Here is a 16,206-nt window from a genome sequence, read left to right as displayed (position 1 = left end):
GTGGCTTTGCCGGCGCTGGTCGGCGTTGCGACCCTTGCCCAGGCAGAAAAGCCTGGGCGGCGGCCCGCGCCTGGCCCAGCATCCGGCAAAGACCTCGCCGCGACACCCAGGGGCCTTGCAGACCCTCCCTAGAATTGCGGGTTTTCCACGATCCGCCCGGCCCGCCATGTCCACTTCCGAATACTCCGCCATCAGCGCCCTCTCGCCGCTGGACGGCCGCTATGCCGCCAAGGTCGCGGCCCTGCGCCCGCTGCTGTCCGAGTACGGCCTGATGCACCGCCGCGTGCAGGTCGAGGTGGAGTGGTTCATCGCGCTGTCCGACGCCGGCTTCAAGGAGTTCAAGCCGCTGTCCAGTGCCTCGCGTTCGCGCCTGCGCCGCCTCGTCAAGAAGTTCAGCGAGGCCGATGCCGAGGAGATCAAGGCCATCGAGCGCACGACCAACCACGACGTCAAGGCCGTCGAGTACTGGATCAAGCGCAGCTTCGAAAGCCAGCCGGAACTGCTGGCCGCCAGCGAGTTCGTGCACTTCGCCTGCACCAGCGAGGACATCAACAACACCAGCCATGCGCTGATGCTGAAGGCCGCGCGCGACGAGGTCATGCTGCCGGCCCTGGACGGCATCGTCGCCACGCTGCGCAAGATGGCCCACCAGTTCGCGGCCGTGCCGATGCTGTCGCGCACGCATGGCCAGACGGCCAGCCCGACGACGGTGGGCAAGGAGATCGCCAACGTCGTGGCCCGCCTCGTGACGGCGCGGGCCCGCATCGCGGCCGTCAAGCCGCTGGCCAAGATGAACGGCGCCGTCGGCAACTTCAACGCCCATCTGTCGGCCTGGCCCAAGCATGACTGGGAGAAGTTCTCCAAGGGCGTCATCGAGAAGCAGCTGAAGCTCACGTTCAACCCCTACACCATCCAGATCGAGCCGCACGACTACATGGCCGAGCTGTTCGACGCCTTCACGCGCGCCAACACCATCCTGATCGACTGGTCGCGGGACGTCTGGGGCTATATCTCGCTGGGCTACTTCAAGCAGAAGACCAAGGCCGGCGAGATCGGCAGCTCGACGATGCCGCACAAGGTCAACCCCATCGACTTCGAGAACGCGGAAGGCAACTTCGGTCTCGCCAGCGCGGTGCTGACCCACCTGAGCCAGAAGCTGCCCGTGAGCCGCTGGCAGCGCGACCTGACCGACTCCACGGTGCTGCGCAACATGGGCGTGGGCCTGGGCTACGCGTTGCTGGCCTATGAATCGCTGGCCAAGGGCCTGGGCAAGCTGGAGCTCAACGAAACCGCACTTGCCGACGACCTCGACGCCGCCTGGGAAGTGCTGGCCGAACCCATCCAGACCGTCATGCGCCGCTTCGGCCTGCCCAACCCCTATGAGCAGCTCAAGGAGCTGACGCGCGGCAAGGCCATCACCCAGGAGTCCATCCGCGCGTTCATCGAGGGCCTGGACCTGCCCAAGGCCGAGAAGGCGCGGCTGCTGAAGATGACGCCGGGCAGCTACACGGGCCTGGCGCAAGACCTGGCCAAGCGAATCTAATGGCTTTGCGGGACAGACCGAGCGAGCGCAAGCGAGTAGCTCTGTCCCCAACCGATTAGAGACGCTTTGCGGGACAGACCGCCCGAGCGCAGCGAGTAGCTCTGTCCTCAACTGATCAGAGCACGAGCTTGAAAACCCTCGAGGGCTCGTTGTAGCCCTCGAGCTGCTCCTGAGCTCCCTCGACGAAACCCAGCTTGCCCAGCAATGCCACGCTGGGTTCGTTGTCGACGGCCGTGATGGCCATCAGCACCGGCCAGCCCAGTACGGCCTTGGCGTGGGCTACGCAGGCGCGCGCGGCCTCGACGGCATAGCCCTGGCCCTCGTGCTCGGCCAGCAGCGCGTAGCCGAGGTCGGGCTCGGGCAGGGCGGGGCGCCTGAACAGGCCGCACATGCCGACCAGCACGCCGTCCGCGCGGCGCTCCAGCGCCCAGAAGCCGTGGCCGAGCTCCCGGTAGGCCTTGAAGAGCCGCCCTTCGGCCCAGGCCAGGGCGTCCTCGACGCTGCGCACGCCGGGGTCGTTGATGTTGCGTATCCAGCCCGGTTCGTTGACAAGGCGGAGCAGGAAGGGTGCGTCTTGCGGTGTGAATTCACGCAGCGACAGGCGTTCGGTATCCAGGATGTGCATGAGACCAGACAATAACCGGTCATGCTCCGCTCCCCTTCTGCCTGTCAGACCACCGCCGCCGCATAGCCGTTTCATGAGCCTCGCGCCCGACTCCAGCGACAACCCTGCGCTCAGCCAAGTGCTGCGCGAGCTGGACGTCATCCTGGCCAACGCGGGCGTCGGTGTCGTCTTCGTGAAGGCGCGCACCCTGGTGCGCTGCAACCAGCGCTACGCCGAGATCTACGGCTTCGACAGCCCGGAAGCGGCCGTCGGCAAGAGCAGCCACGAGCTCTACGAAACCGAGCAGGACGCGCGCGGCCTGGGCGCCCGGGCCTACCCGGTGCTGGCCGCCGGCGAGACCTTCCGCGGCGAGCAGCTGATGCGGCGCCAGAACGGCGAGCTGTTCTGGGCCCATCTGACCGGCCGCCTCATCAATGCCGACGATCCGGCCGACGGTTCGATCTGGATCGTCGACGACATCAGCGAGCGCAAGCAGGCCGACGCCGCGCTTCAGGACCTGCACGCCGAGCAGCAGCTCATCTTCGACCACGCCATGGTCGGCATCGTCTTCCTGCGCGGCCGCCGCGTGACGCGTTGCAACCGCGCCTTCGAGCAGCTGTTCGGCTACGAGCCGGGCGAGCTCGACGGCCAGCTGTCGCGCGCCTGGTACCTGAGCGACGAGGACTGGAAGGCCGCCGGCGACCTCTGCTATGAACCGCTGTCGCGCGGCGACTCCTTCCATGCCGAGATGCTGCTGGCCCGCAAGGATGGCAGCTCCATCTATTGCGAAGTGCGCAGCAAGGCCATCGACCGCAGCGACCTGTCGCGCGGCTCCATCTGGATCACCCAGGACATCAGCGCCCGCAAGCAGGCCGAGCTGGAGCTGGTGCAGGCCAAGGCCCAGCTCGAGGCCCTGGTCGAGCAGCGCACCCAGCAGCTCAGCCAGACCGTCACGGCGCTGGAGCTCAAGGTGGCCGAGCAGCAGGCCGCCGAGGCCCGCGCCGAGCGCCTGGCGCTGTTCGACGGCTTGACCGGCCTGCCCAACCGCCACCTGCTGGCCGACCGTGCCAGCCAGGCCATCGACATCGCGCGCCGCGGTGACGAGCCGCTGGCCGTGCTCTTCCTCGACCTGGACCACTTCAAGAACGTCAACGACTCCCTCGGCCACCGCGTCGGCGACAGCCTGCTGAACCAGCTGGCCGGCCGGCTGCGCGGCGCCGTGCGCGAGCAGGACACCGTGGCCCGCATGGGCGGCGACGAATTCGTCCTCGTGCTGCCGCTGACCGACATCGCCGGTGCCGCCCACCTGGCCACCAAGCTGATGGCGCTGGCCAGCGCGCCCTTCCATGTCGACCAGCAGGAGCTGACCGTCACGCCGTCCATGGGCATCGCGATGTTCCCGACCGACGGCGACGATTTCGACACCCTGTGCAAATGCGCCGACGCGGCCATGTACCGTGCCAAGAAGGACGGCCGCAACGCCTACCGCTTCTTCACGAGCGAGATGCAGGCCCAGTCGGCTCGCACGCTGCAGCTGGAGAACGCATTGCGGCGCGCCCAGGAGCGCAACCAGCTCAGCCTGCATTACCAGCCGCAGTTCGCGCTGGATGCCGGCGGCGAGAGCCACATCGTCGGCGCCGAAGCGCTGCTGCGCTGGAACCATCCCGAGCTGGGCTGGGTGTCGCCGGCTGAATTCATTCCCGTCGCCGAGACCTCCGGCCTCATCCTGCCCATCGGCGAATGGGTGCTGCGCGAGGCGCTGGGCCAGCTGCGCCGCTGGGATGCCGCAGGCCTCCCCGAGCTGACCATGGCCGTCAACCTGTCGGCCGTGCAGTTCCGCCATGACGACCTGCCCGAACTCGTCGGTCGCGTGCTCGATGAAGTCGGCATGCCGGCCGAGCGCCTGGAGCTGGAGCTGACCGAGGGCGCCGCCATGGACAACCCGGCCGTCGCCATCACCGTCATGAACGAGCTGCATGCCCGCGGCGTGCATCTGTCCATCGACGACTTCGGCACCGGGTATTCGTCGCTGTCCTATCTGAAGAAATTCCGCGTCAGCAAGCTCAAGATCGACCAGTCCTTCGTGCGCGACCTGACCGATGACGCCGAAGACCGTGCCATCGTCGACGCCGTCATCCGCATGGCCGGCGCCCTGGGCCTGCAGACGCTGGCCGAAGGCGTCGAGACCGAGGGCCAGCTCGCCTTCTTGCGCCGCCAGGGCTGCCAGGCCGTGCAGGGCTATCTGTTCAGCCGGCCGCTGCCGGCCGAAGCTTTTGCAGAATTCGTGCTCGCCCGCACCATTCCCATCTCCGCTTACTGATGACCTTCGTTGCCCAGCTCCAAGCCCTGACTCCCCAATCGCGCCTGTGTGTCGGCCTCGACCCGGAGCCGTCCAGGTTGCCGGGTGCCTGGGCGGGTGATGCGTCGAAGTTCTACGATTTCTGCGCGGCCATCGTCGACGCCACCAAGGACCTCGTCTGCGCCTTCAAGCCGCAGATCGCCTACTTCGCCGCCCACGGCGCGGAGGCTCAGCTCGAGCGCCTCATCTCACACATCCACGAGGTCGCGCCCGGCGTGCCGGTCATCCTCGACGCCAAGCGCGGCGACATCGGCTCCACGGCCGAGCAGTACGCCCGCGAGGCCTTCGTGCGCTACCAGGCCGACGCCGTCACGCTGTCGCCCTTCATGGGTTTCGACTCCGTCGAGCCCTACCTCGCCTATGAGGGCAAGGGCGCCATCCTGCTGTGCCGCACCTCCAACAAGGGCGGCGACGACTGGCAGATGCAGCGCCTGGCCGACGTGCCCGGCCAGCCGCGCCTGTTCGAGCACCTGGCCCATCTGGCCGAGACGCAGTGGAACCGCAACGGCCAGCTCGGCCTGGTCGTCGGTGCCACCTACCCCGGCGAGATCGCCCGCGTGCGCGAACTCGCGCCCACGCTGCCCCTGTTGGTGCCCGGCGTTGGCGCCCAGGGCGGTGATGCGGCCGCCGTCGTGCAGGCCGCCGGCCGCAGCGCGCCGCTGGCCGTGAACTCCTCGCGCGCCATCCTCTACGCCAGCAGCGGTGCCGACTTCGCCGAGCGCGCCCGCGCCGTCGCTGAAGCCACCCGCAGAGCCCTCGCCTGAACATGGGGCGGACCGGCGACGAACTCAGCAGCCTCGTCGGGCACGCCGAACCGGCCGAAGAGCAGCGGGAACGTTTGCAAAGCAGCATGCGCTGGCAGGCCTCGCGGGTCTTCCTGCTGGCCTGCGGGCCGGTCTTCGTGCCGGTGGCCTTCCTGCTGTGGTTCACACGCCAGCCCGGTGAGTGGCTGGACGGCTGGCCGCCCGCGGCGCTGGCGCTGCTGATCGCGGTGCTGGCCCTGCTGCGCCTGGTGGTGCTGACGCGCGCGCCGCGCCGCAAGGAGCAGCCCCTCATCGCACTGGGCATGATGACGCTGGTGCTGGCCCTGCCGGTGGCCGCCGCGGTGTCGCGCGACCTCGGCCTGTGGTCGCTGAGCCTGCCGCTGATGAGCCTGGTCGTCGCCTTCGCAACCGGGCTGCTGGGCCTGTCCGCCGGCGTCGTGTTGACGCTTCTCGGGGTGCTTGCCCTGGCCGGCCTGGGCGCTGGCGAGGCGCTGGGCTGGGCCACCCATCCCATGGCCTCGTCCAGCCTCGCGCTGCGGGCCATCGTGCAGTTCAGCCTGCTGGGCTCGGGCCTGGTGGCGGGCCTGGGCCTGCTGAAGATGGTCAAGCGCTCCCTTGCCGAGGCCGACGAGCGCACTGCGCGCTTTCGCGGCCTGCTCGGCATGGCGGTGGACTGGTACTGGGAGATGGACCGCGAGTTCCGCTTCACCCATGTCGCCGAGGAGAGACCCGGTGCCTCGGGCCTGGACCTGAATTGCCGCCTGGGCAAGACGCCCTGGGAACTCGACGGCATGGGGCTGAACGACGATGAGCTCGATGCCCACCGTGCCGACCTCGAATCGCACCGGCCCTTCCACGGCATGGTGGCGCGCCGCGTCGGTGTCGACGGCAACCCGCGCTGGGTCTCCATCAGCGGCGAGCCGCGCTTCGACGCGCAGGGCAATTTCCGCGGCTACTGGGGCGTGGGCCGTGACGTGACGGGCGAAGTGGCCGCCGAGCAGACCGTGCAGGCCACCGAGACACGCTACCGCGAGTTGTTCCGCCGCTCGCCCAGCCCGCTGGTGCTGCACCGCTGGGGCCGCGTCGTCGACGCCAACCCCGCCGCCATGGCCATGTTCGGCTATGCGCAGCGCTCCAGCATGATCGGCCAGGACCTGTTCAGCCACTACGAGCCGGGCGACGACGAGACGGCCCGCCAGCAGGCCGCGCGCCTGGAAGGCATGGCCCCGGGCGCCATGCAGCCCATGGCCGAGTACCGGCTGCGCACGCTGTCGCGCCGCCGCCGCCTCGTGCAGGCCACCAGCGTGCGGGTCGAGACGGCCAGCGGCCCGGCCACGCTGACCTTCTTCACCGACCAGACCGAGCAGAGCCGGGCCCAGGACGCGCTGCGCCGCAGTGAAGGCCTGCTGTCCCATCTCGTCGCCACCAGCCCCGACCTCATCACGTTGACCGAGGCCGAGAGCGGCCGCTACGCGATGGTCAACAAGGCCTTCGAATCCCTGACCGGCTGGAACAGCACCGAGGTGCTGGGCCGCACGTCCGAGGAGATCGGCATCTGGCACAACGCGGCCGACCGCACGGCCGTGCGCGAATCCGTCCGCCGTGACGGCATCGCCAGCAATGTGCCCATCAGCTTCCGCCGCAAGGACGGCAGCGCCGTCTCCATGCTGGTGTCGGTCGCGCCCTTCGAGATGGACGGGCAGAACTACCTCGTGCTGTATGCGCGCGACGTGTCGGAGAGCGAACGCACCCGCCTCGTGCACGGTGCCATCCTCGAGAACGCGTCCATCGGCATTGCCCTCACGCGCGACCAGCAGTTCGTGCTGGCCAACCCGCGCGTCGAGGCCATGTTCGGCTGGGAGCGCGGCGCCTTGATCGGCCAGCATGGCAGCGTCGTCTGGCCCAGCGTCGAAGACTGGCAGTCCGTCGGCCGCGACCTGGGGCCGCGCCTGGCCAACGGCGAGCAGGTCGAGGCCGAGCGCACCATGCGCCGCCGCGACGGCTCCACCTTCCTGGCCCGCCTGCTGGCCCAGGTGGTCGACACCGCCCACCCCAGCCGCGGCGGCACCATCTGGATCATCGAGGACGTCACCGAGCGCCGCCGCGTCGAGGACCAGCTTGCCCACGCCAAGGACGAGGCCCAGGCCGCCAGCCGCGCCAAGAGCGCCTTCCTGGCCAACACCAGCCACGAGATCCGCACGCCGCTCAACGGCCTGCTCGGCCTCGGCCGGCTGGCCCAGCAGCCCGACATCTCGCCGGAGCAGCGGCGCGACTACCTGAACCAGATGATGGACAGCGCCGAGAGCCTGTCCGGCCTGATCTCCGACATCCTCGACCTGTCCAAGATCGAGGCCGGCCGCCTGACGCTGGAGACCCAGCCCTTCTCGCTGCGCGAGCTGCTCGGCTCCATCCGCCTGGCCTATCTGACGCTGGCGCAGGCGCGCGGCCTGACCTTTGCCGTCGAGATCGACCCGGCCCTGCCGAGCTGGGTCTTCGGCGACCCGCTGCGCACGCGCCAGATCCTGTCCAACTACCTGACCAACGCGCTGAAGTTCACCGAGACCGGTGGCGTCACCGTCAGCGTGCGCGCCCTGCCCGCCAACGCGCGCGGCAGCGCCGGCGAATGGGTGCATGTCGAGGTGCGCGACACCGGCCCCGGCATCGCGCTCGAGCAGCAGGGCCGCCTCTTCCAGCCCTTCACCCAGGCCGACGAGTCGACGACGCGGCGCTTCGGCGGCACGGGTCTGGGCCTGTCCATCTGCCGCGAGCTCGCCACGCTGATGGGCGGCGAGGTCGGCGTCAACAGCGCACCGGGCGAGGGCTCGGCCTTCTGGGCCGAATTGCCCCTGCCCGCCGCGCCGGCGCCCATGGCCCACCAGCCGCGCGAGACGCGCGCCCAGAGCGCGGCCCACGAGGCCCTGCATGGCCGGCGCGTGCTGATCGCCGAAGACCACCCGGTCAACATGCTCATTGCCGTGGCCCAGCTCGAGCAGTGGGGCATGGAGGTCGCCCAGGCCAGCGACGGCCGTCAGGCCATCGAGGCCGTGCTGGCCGCGGCCAGCGTCGGCAAGCCCTTCGACATCGTGCTGATGGACGTGCAGATGCCCGTCATGGGCGGGCATGACGCGACGCGCGAGCTGCGCAAGCACTTCAAGGCGTCGGAGCTGCCCATCGTCGCGCTGACGGCGGCGGCGCTGATCTCCGAGCGCGACGACGCCTTCGCGGCGGGCATGAACGACTTCCTGACCAAGCCCATCGACACGCCCAAGCTGCACCAGACGCTCTTGCGCCTCACCGGCGCGCGCTGACAATGCCGGCTCCAACAGGAGGAGCCCCATGACCCCATCAGCGCCCCGCAGCTTCAAGTACTACGACTTGATCATGGCGGCCTTCGTCTGCGTGCTGCTGTGCTCCAACCTGATCGGCGCGGCCAAGGCGGCCCAGCTGACGCTGCCCGTCATCGGCACCGTCACCTTCGGCGCCGACCTGTTCTTCTTCCCGATCAGCTACATCTTTGGCGACATCCTGACCGAGGTCTACGGCTATGGGCGCGACCGCCGCGTCGTCTGGGCCGGCTTCGGCGCGCTGGTGTTCTCGGCCTTCATGGCCTTCGTCGTCGTCAACCTGCCGCCGGCGCAGAACGACTTCATGGCGGCCTACCAGCCGCACCTGGACGCCGTCTTTGGCAACACCTGGCGCATCGTGGCCGGCTCCATGATCGCCTTCGCCTGCGGCAGCTTTGCCAACAGCTTCGTGCTGGCCAAGATGAAGATCGCAACGGCCGGTCGCTTCCTGTGGGCGCGCATCGTCGGCTCTACCGTCGTCGGCCAGCTCGTCGACACCGGCGTCTTCTTCCTGATCGCCTTCTACGGCATCTGGCCCAACGACCAGCTCTTCGCCGTCATCGTCACCCAATATCTTTTCAAGACCATCTGGGAGGCCGTCATGTACCCGCTGACGGCCAAGGTCGTGGCTTTCCTGAAGCGCGTCGAGGGCGAAGACCATTACGACCGCGGCACCAACTTCAACCCCTTCTCCATGAAGGTCTGAGGCTGCGGCGCTAGAGTCCACCCATGCTGCGCCGCTTCGCCCTCGTGCTGATGCTGCTCGCCGGCCTGGCCCTGGTGCCGCTGGCGCGCGCCAGCCAGCCCTGCTGCGAGCAGGGCGGCTGCGATGCGATGCCGGCCTGCGTCGCCGTCTGCGCGCTGTGCGCCACCAGCCCCGCGGCGCTGCCCGCGCCCGAACCGCTGCAGTTCGCTACTGCCCCAGCCCGCCTCGGCCCGGTGGCCCTGGCCGTGGCCTTTGACGATTGGATTGACGAGATCTGGACGCCGCCCGACTAGGCGCGAGCGTCTTCGCTTCTCTCATCCAACTTCAAAGGACATTCATGAAATCCAAACTGATCCGCGCCGCTGCTGCGGTCGCCCTGCTGTCGGCCTCGGCCGTCGCCTTCGCCGCCCAGAACTGCTGCGGCGACCTGGCCTGCTGCATGCAGCAGCTGATGGCCTGCTGCCTGTAAGCCAGGCCCGAAAGGAAACGGCGGCCCTCGGGCCGCCGTTTTTTGTTGGCAGGTGCGTCAGCCGATCAGAGACCGCCCTTGCCGCAGCCCGTTGCCAGATAGCTGCTGATCAGGTTCAGCTGATCGGCATTGGTCTTGCGCGTCCAGGCGGGGCCGTGGGCGTAGTCCTGCAGCACGTGATATTCCACGGGCTTGCCGGCGGCCTTGGCCTTGTCGACGAAGAGTTCCGACTGGATCAGCGGCACGGTCTGGTCCCGGTCACCGTGGTAGACCATGATCGGAATCTCGATCTTGTCTGCCTTCGCGAGCGGATTCAGGCCACGCATGGTGGGCTCCTGGGCCGACTGGAAGAAGGGGTTGGTGAACAGGCGCGCGCCGATGCGCTCGATGTCGGACACGCCGGCACCGGCGATGGCGCATTTGTACAGGCCGTTGGGCCGCACCGCGGCGGCAAACGCCGAGTAGCCGCCATAGGAGAAGCCGAACATGGCGATGCGCTTGGGGTCGGCCAGCTTCTCGCTGACCAGCCACTTGGCGCCGTCGTCCTTGTCGTCCTGCATCTTCTGGCCCCACTCGCGGTCGCCGGCGTACCAGAGCGTGCGGCCCCAGCCCGCCGAGCCGCGGAACTGCGGCTGCAGCACGACGCGGCACTGCGACACCAACAGCGGCACCCAGCCCGAGCGGTCGTAGTCCATCGTGTCACGCGCCCATGGGCCGCCGTGCGGATGGATGACGGTGGCGTAGGGGCCCGGGCCGCACAGCTGCGGATTGGGCACCGTCAGGTAGGCCGGGATGTTGAGGCCGTCGCGGGCCTTGTAGTAGACGAAGCGGGCCGTGCCCAGCGCACGCTTGTCGACCTCGGGGTACTCCTTGGCCAGCAACTGGATGCTCTGGCCGCGCAGCAGATAGTGCTCGGTGGGGTAGGTCAGGCCGCTGACGCGGATCAGGTAGGTGGGCGTTTCACCGCCGATGTAGGAGACGAGCCGCACCTGCACGCCGTCGAAGGCGCGGATCGTCGCGCGCTCACCGCTGCCGACAGCGACGAGCTCCTGGTTGATGTCCTTGATGCCCAGCGCCTGCGCCACGCCGCGCACGGCCGCGTCCAGCTTGGGGTTGTCCCAGTGCTCATCGCCGCCCAGCTGCCCGTCGAAGGCGTAGCCGTCGAAGCCTTCGCCAGCGGGCGCGTCGTCGTCGCGGAAGGAGCGCACGCCGGTGGCGTCGAAGTATTTGTGCTCGAACACGGCGGCACCCACCTTGCGGCTGGCGATGTCGTACTCGTACAGGCCCGTGAACTCGCGGCCCACATTGCTGCGGATGATGGCCGTGCCGGGCTTGCTGCCCAGCGAGACGACGTCCACGACGTCGCGGTTCTTCACGTAGCTGCGGAAATGCTCGGCCCATTCGCCATCGGCGTTGCGCAGGTCGATGGCGACGAACGCGCCTTCCGCGTCGATGCCGGCCCGCGACTTGGCCCAGGGCTGGCCGGCGCTATTCACGCGCACGGTGTTGTCCCACTCCCCCAGCCGCATGATGCGCGAGGCCTTGTTAGTGCGCAGGTTGTAGCGGTAGATGTCGCGGCCTTCGGTGCGCGAGCCGCTTTGGATGATGATGTTGTCGGGGTCGGACAGCAGCCGGTTGAGCACCGTCGGGTTGGCCAGCGCGGCGACCTTCTTGGCAGCCTCGGAGCGGGGCACGTCGCCCGACACCGTCGGCTCGATCCAGTTCTTGCCCTCGAGGTCGGTGAACAACAGCTTGGAGATGAAGGTCTTGGTGATCTCGTCCCCACGCCAGTCGTAGGGCTGCGTCATCGTGACCTGCAGCATGTCGTTCTTCAGGAACGAGGCGCTGCTGATCTGCATGTTCTTGGCGCCGATCACGGTCGGCTTGGCCGCGAGGTCGGCCAGCTTCCAGACCAGGATGCTGCGGTTGTCGCCCTGGCTCTGGACGGCAATCATGTGCTTGCCGTCGGGCGAGATGCGGAAGCCCGTCATGCCCGGGAACTGCGCCAGCGTCTCGACGCTGGGGACACGGATCGGGGGCGGCGCATCGGCGGCCAGGGCCGGCTGGGACAGGGCGACGGCGGCTGCGATCGCAAGCAGCCGGCCCATCTTGTTCAAGCAGGTTTTCATGGGTGTGGCACCTAAAGAAAAGCCCTGGCAACCGCAGTTGCCAGGGCATCAGACCGTCAGATCGATCAGAAGGTCTTCGAGACGTTCACGAAGACGCGGCGGCCCATGTAGTCATAGCCGCTGTACAGCGGTGCGTTGCCCACGAGGTTGTAGACGCCCGAGGAAATCGTCGGGGGCTTCTTGTCCATCAGGTTGCGCACGCCGACGGTGGCCTTCCACTTGCTCACGGTGTCGCTGTAGGTCAGCGACATCGAGTGCAGGAAGTAGGCCGGCGTGTTCAGCTTGAAGCGGCTGGTCGCCGGATCTTCCTCGTAGTAGGCGTAGCTCGACGTCTTGTCGATCCACTCCAGGCCGTAGAAGACGCTCCAGTTCTTCAGCGTGTACTTGACGTCCAGCTGACCCGACCACTTCGGCGTGCCGACGTTGCCGTTGGTGTCATCCAGCGCGTCTTCGGCGAACAGCTTGCTGGCCTGCGACTTGTACTGCGTCAGCGACAGGTCCACCTTCAGCTTGCCGGTGCCGATCTCGTTGGTGTACTGGGCCGTGTAATCGAAGCCGCGGACGATGTCCGTGGCCAGGTTCACATAGCTGTCGTTCACCGTCAGTGCGTTGGAGGTGGGGTTGCGAGCGTTGACCAGACGGCAGAAGCCGCCACCCTGGCGGAACTGCGGATCGTCGTAGCAGCGCTGCAGGATGGCGCCCGTGCCGGCGCGCGACACGCCGTTGTCCACCTTCAGGTCGAAGCGGTCGACGGCCAGCGACAGCGAGCCCATGCCGGTCGGCAGGGTGGGCTGCAGCACGATGCCCCAGGAGGCGTTCTTGGACGTCTCGGCCTTCAGGCCGGCAGCGCGGCCGCCGGAGTTGACGACGGTGATGCTGGACGTGGCCTGGTAGCCCGCGGGCAGACCTTCAGCGGCGCAGTTCTTGGCGCGGGGCGTGCCGGCCTTGGCCGGATCGTCCCAGCTGTTGCAGGGGTCGCCGGCGCTGCTCAGGAAGCCGGTGGTGGCGCCAAGGAACTGCTCATACAGCGCCGGGGCGCGGTAGGAGGTGCCGTTGGTGCCGCGCAGCGAGATCCAGCTGGCGGGAGCCCAGACGGCGCCGAACTTGTACGTCGAGTCCGAGCCATAGGACTTGTAGTCGGCGTAACGCGTCGAGGCGTTCAGCGTCAGTTCCTTGGCCAGGGGCACGTTCTTCAGCACCGGGATTTCCAGCTCGCCGAAGAAGTCCGTGGCCTTGTCGCTGCCGCGCGTCGGCGTGGACGAGGTCAGGTTGTACAGGTTGTTGTTCTGCGAATCCAGCGACGGCGTGTCGTCGATCTTGTTGCTGCGGAACTCGGCGCCGAAGGCGGCCTTCACTTCACCGTAGGGCAGCTTGAACAGCGAACCCGTGACCGAGGCGGTCACGACGTCTTCCTTGTACTTGGTCAGGCCCGTGACGTTCTGCCAGACGTAGTCGACCCAGGCCTGCGGCAGCTGGCCGCCGATGACGGCGGAGGTCAGCTTGGGCGCGGCCACGCAACCGGCGGCGCCATTCGCGCAGGCGAAGCCGCTGCCGCTGGCGACCACGTTCAGGCTGTTGGCCAGACGGTCGGTCAGGAAGGATTGCTGGTTGTAGCTGCCACGGCTTTCGGCGTGGGTCCACGACGCGTCGTAGTCCCAGTTGATGGCCGGGATGGCGCCGCGCAGGCCGACGGCCGTGCGCACGAAGTCCACGTTCTGGCTGCTGCTGTCGTTGCCGAAGCCGATGAAGGCGCGCACGCCGACGTTCTGGCCGTTGCTGGTGTTGACCGGGCCCGAGAAGGTGCTGGAGGCCAGGTTGGACGGGATCAGGGGGCTGCCCTTGATGTAGTCCAGCGACAGCTGGCGATAGCCGACCTGCGAGGACTCGCGGCGGTTCAGCAGCACTTCGTAGTACAGCTCGGCATCACCCAGGGCCTGCAGGTCGACGCCGCCCTGTGCGTAGAGGTTGTGGTTGCGCACCGGCGAGATCAGCGTGCGGTTCAGCGTGCGCGGATCGAAGGTGTCGCGGATATTGGTGTTGGTGGTCTGGCCACCGCCCACGCCTTCGAAGCCCACCAGGCCCGTCGTGACGGCCGAGTTCGGACGCCAGCGGTTGAAGCTCGTGCCCGTCGCGTTGACGGCGCCGACACCGGTCATGGTGTTGGTGCCGATGGTGTTGATGGTGACGCCGTTGGAGCCCGTGCCCGTGATGGGGTAGCACTTGGCCTTGCCGGTCAGCGGGTCGATGGTGTCGCTGCTGCCCCACTCGCCCACCACGCCGTTGACGCTGGTGCGGCGGTAGTCGGTATTGCAGGTGGTCCAGTCACGCTGGGCCAGCGTCATGCTGCTCAGCTCGTTGTAGTTGTACGAGGCCAGGAAGCGCGTGCGGTCCGTCACCAGGCCACCGGCAACGGAGAAGTTGTAGGTGTTGGCACCGCCGTCCACCGTGCGGGACATCGAGCCATCCACGGTGATGGAGGTCAGGTCCTTCTTGGTGATGATGTTGATCACACCGGCCACGGCGTCGGAGCCGTAGATGGACGATGCGCCGTCCTTCAGCACTTCGATGCGGTCGACGATGGAGTTGGGCAGCGTGTTCAGGTCGGCGGCACCGACGGAGCCGCGCGTGCCCGAAGGCGACATGCGGCGGCCGTTCAGCAGCACCAGCGAACGCGTCGGGGCGAAGCCGCGCAGGCCGATGGTGTTGGCGCCCGGGCCGCCGTCGGTGACGTAGCCACCGAAGGCATTGTTGACCTGGCCCTGGCCGCCGGTGACGGCCGTGCCCTGCAGGATCTGGGTGGTGGAGCTGTAGCCGGCCAGTGCGGCGTCTTCGGACTTCACGACCAGCAGCGGGGCTGCGGTGCTGTAGTTGTCGCGCTTGATGCGGGAGCCGGAAGTAACGAAGACCGTTTCCAGCTTTTGCGGCTCAGTTTTCTGAGCGGCAGTTTCTGCAGCGGGAGTCGACTTGTTGTCGTCGGCCGGGGTTTGTTGCGCAGCAGCGTGCTGCGCCAGGATCAAACCAAGGACTGCGAGCGCAATGGGTTTGCGGGCAGGTTTGAAATGGGAGAAAGGCGTGGGCATAAATGGTCCGTCAAAGGGGTGTTTCGAGCCCAGCCCCACCCGGGTGGGGCGGCGCGGCCATCAGGCTCGAAACTTCATGTTAGGGATACGACCCCCTTCGGGCTGGGGTCAGGGCGCCGACCTAGGGTCATCACTGATTTAACAAGTCCGTCGCTTAACCAGTTCTTGACCGTGCCGTTGCAGCAGTCCAACACTTGGGTTGGGCAGAAGCGCAGCAAGGCGATGCGTGGCGCCCGCGTCAGCGCGATCGGGACTGCCGTCCGGAAACTGTCAATGGAAACCTTTACATTCGTCAGCTTGGTGACGGAAACGGGGCGATTCGGGCGCGCGGGAATATCCGCGTCGGATCCGATTCATTACTGGTTGGAAAGATTTGGGGCCGTGTTGAATTTGCGGCCGCAATTAGGGTTTCGCTGTCCAGCCGAGGGGGTTTCCAGGCGGCCCGGAAATGCAAACGGCGGCCCCGTGGACCGCCGTTTTTCGGGTTTCGGGCGCTTCAGCTGCGGCGGCGGCGCGCGCCGGCTGCCAGCGCCAGTGCCAGGCCAGTCAGCGCCAGGCCCGTGGGCTCGGGCACGCCGAAGACCTCGACCGCCGTGCCCTGCACGCCGACCGTGAAGCCGTTCCAGAACTCGTTGGTCAGGCTGTTCCAGGTGACGGTGTCGAAGCTGCCCTTGAAGCGGATGGCGCCATGGGGTTCGCCCGTGCCGATGAGCTGGTACTCGAACACGCCGCCGCCATGGTCGATGACGTTCTTGGTCACATTGCCGCAGCCCCAGTAGCCGCAGCCGACGCTGAGGATGTCGAAGTCCTGGTCGAAGCCGTAGCCGTTGCCGTTCAGGCTGATGAAGGCGAACACCGGGTTGGCGACGGCCTGCGAGAAATGCAGGGTCTGGGAGCCGGCGTAGGCCAGTGCGATCTGGTCCGAGCCCGTGGGGCGGTTGTCGACGACGCTGCTGGTGTAGGGGTTGCCGGCGGCCCAGTAGTCGAAGCCGCTGCCGGTGTCGTAGAAGCCGATGCCCTGGCGGTTGGTGTAGGTCACATTGACCGTCGAGCTGCTCGTCGTGATGACGCCATTGCCCTGGAAGCCGGCGGCGTTGGGATTGTTGCTCTGCCAGTCGGTCCAGTAGACCGGATTGGCCTGGGCAAGCGCGGTGCCTGCGACGAGAGCAGTGGCGAGGAAATGCCGAAGAGCTTTCATGATGCAGGTC

The 16,206-nt window shown here is 67.7% G+C and carries 11 protein-coding genes; 7 read left to right on the top strand and 4 right to left on the bottom strand.

The features are described from left to right. Positions 1–166: 166 nt before the first annotated feature. A complete protein-coding gene (purB, locus tag AC1DW3_RS12360; RefSeq protein ID WP_477931609.1) occupies positions 167–1,543 on the top strand; it encodes an adenylosuccinate lyase in 1,377 nt (458 codons plus the stop codon). A 115-nt stretch (positions 1,544–1,658) separates the two neighbouring features. On the opposite strand, the gene AC1DW3_RS12355 is transcribed toward purB, so the two are convergent. After that, positions 1,659–2,168: a GNAT family N-acetyltransferase gene (locus AC1DW3_RS12355; protein WP_477931608.1), complete on the bottom strand. Its 510-nt coding sequence runs from the start codon at positions 2,166–2,168 to the stop codon at positions 1,659–1,661. 73 nt (positions 2,169–2,241) lie between these two features. Here AC1DW3_RS12355 and AC1DW3_RS12350 point away from each other — a divergent pair, with 73 nt between their 5' ends. Genes AC1DW3_RS12350 through AC1DW3_RS12325 form a run of 6 tightly spaced genes read left to right on the top strand, consistent with a single transcriptional unit; the run spans position 2,242 to position 9,789 of the window. Next, positions 2,242–4,467, top strand: coding sequence for a putative bifunctional diguanylate cyclase/phosphodiesterase (locus AC1DW3_RS12350; RefSeq protein ID WP_477931607.1), 2,226 nt, complete (start codon positions 2,242–2,244; stop codon positions 4,465–4,467). Then, positions 4,467–5,270: an orotidine-5'-phosphate decarboxylase gene (gene pyrF, locus AC1DW3_RS12345; RefSeq protein ID WP_477931606.1), complete on the top strand. Its 804-nt coding sequence runs from the start codon at positions 4,467–4,469 to the stop codon at positions 5,268–5,270. Before AC1DW3_RS12350 ends, pyrF begins: the two co-directional genes overlap by 1 nt. Before the next feature lie 2 nt (positions 5,271–5,272). Next, positions 5,273–8,578 (top strand): PAS domain S-box protein, encoded by a 3,306-nt coding sequence (locus AC1DW3_RS12340; RefSeq protein WP_477931605.1) that lies wholly within the window; start codon positions 5,273–5,275, stop codon positions 8,576–8,578. 28 nt (positions 8,579–8,606) lie between these two features. Next, positions 8,607–9,320, top strand: a complete 714-nt coding sequence (locus AC1DW3_RS12335) for a queuosine precursor transporter (protein WP_477931604.1) — start codon at positions 8,607–8,609, stop codon at positions 9,318–9,320. Positions 9,321–9,343: 23 nt separating this feature from the next. Further along, positions 9,344–9,613: a hypothetical protein gene (locus AC1DW3_RS12330; protein ID WP_477931603.1), complete on the top strand. Its 270-nt coding sequence runs from the start codon at positions 9,344–9,346 to the stop codon at positions 9,611–9,613. Between the two features lie 44 nt (positions 9,614–9,657). Further along, positions 9,658–9,789, top strand: coding sequence for a hypothetical protein (locus tag AC1DW3_RS12325; RefSeq protein WP_477931602.1), 132 nt, complete (start codon positions 9,658–9,660; stop codon positions 9,787–9,789). 65 nt (positions 9,790–9,854) lie between these two features. Here AC1DW3_RS12325 and AC1DW3_RS12320 read toward each other — a convergent pair whose 3' ends face one another. The 3 genes from AC1DW3_RS12320 to AC1DW3_RS12310 form a co-directional block, all read right to left on the bottom strand. After that, complete coding sequence (locus tag AC1DW3_RS12320) at positions 9,855–11,918, bottom strand: alpha/beta hydrolase family protein (protein ID WP_477931601.1); 2,064 nt, start codon at positions 11,916–11,918, stop codon at positions 9,855–9,857. Positions 11,919–11,983: 65 nt separating this feature from the next. Then, complete coding sequence (locus tag AC1DW3_RS12315; RefSeq protein ID WP_477931600.1) at positions 11,984–14,998, bottom strand: TonB-dependent receptor domain-containing protein; 3,015 nt, start codon at positions 14,996–14,998, stop codon at positions 11,984–11,986. A gap of 496 nt (positions 14,999–15,494) precedes the next feature. Continuing rightward, complete coding sequence (locus AC1DW3_RS12310; RefSeq protein WP_477931599.1) at positions 15,495–16,196, bottom strand: PEP-CTERM sorting domain-containing protein; 702 nt, start codon at positions 16,194–16,196, stop codon at positions 15,495–15,497. Positions 16,197–16,206: the final 10 nt, after the last annotated feature.

The sequence above is a fragment of the Roseateles sp. P2_H4 genome (genome assembly GCF_056403315.1).
Note: the sequence above shows the minus strand (reverse complement) of the source record. Positions and strands in the feature narration are given on the sequence as shown.

Coding starts and splice junctions, on each gene's coding strand:
- AC1DW3_RS12355 (WP_477931608.1), bottom strand. CDS start 2,168: ATGCACATCCTGGATACCGAACGCCTGTCGCTGCGTGAATTCACACCG.
- AC1DW3_RS12325 (WP_477931602.1), top strand. CDS start 9,658: ATGAAATCCAAACTGATCCGCGCCGCTGCTGCGGTCGCCCTGCTGTCG.
- AC1DW3_RS12310 (WP_477931599.1), bottom strand. CDS start 16,196: ATGAAAGCTCTTCGGCATTTCCTCGCCACTGCTCTCGTCGCAGGCACC.
- AC1DW3_RS12330 (WP_477931603.1), top strand. CDS start 9,344: ATGCTGCGCCGCTTCGCCCTCGTGCTGATGCTGCTCGCCGGCCTGGCC.
- AC1DW3_RS12340 (WP_477931605.1), top strand. CDS start 5,273: ATGGGGCGGACCGGCGACGAACTCAGCAGCCTCGTCGGGCACGCCGAA.
- AC1DW3_RS12335 (WP_477931604.1), top strand. CDS start 8,607: ATGACCCCATCAGCGCCCCGCAGCTTCAAGTACTACGACTTGATCATG.
- purB (WP_477931609.1), top strand. CDS start 167: ATGTCCACTTCCGAATACTCCGCCATCAGCGCCCTCTCGCCGCTGGAC.
- AC1DW3_RS12320 (WP_477931601.1), bottom strand. CDS start 11,918: ATGAAAACCTGCTTGAACAAGATGGGCCGGCTGCTTGCGATCGCAGCC.
- AC1DW3_RS12315 (WP_477931600.1), bottom strand. CDS start 14,998: ATGCCCACGCCTTTCTCCCATTTCAAACCTGCCCGCAAACCCATTGCG.
- pyrF (WP_477931606.1), top strand. CDS start 4,467: ATGACCTTCGTTGCCCAGCTCCAAGCCCTGACTCCCCAATCGCGCCTG.
- AC1DW3_RS12350 (WP_477931607.1), top strand. CDS start 2,242: ATGAGCCTCGCGCCCGACTCCAGCGACAACCCTGCGCTCAGCCAAGTG.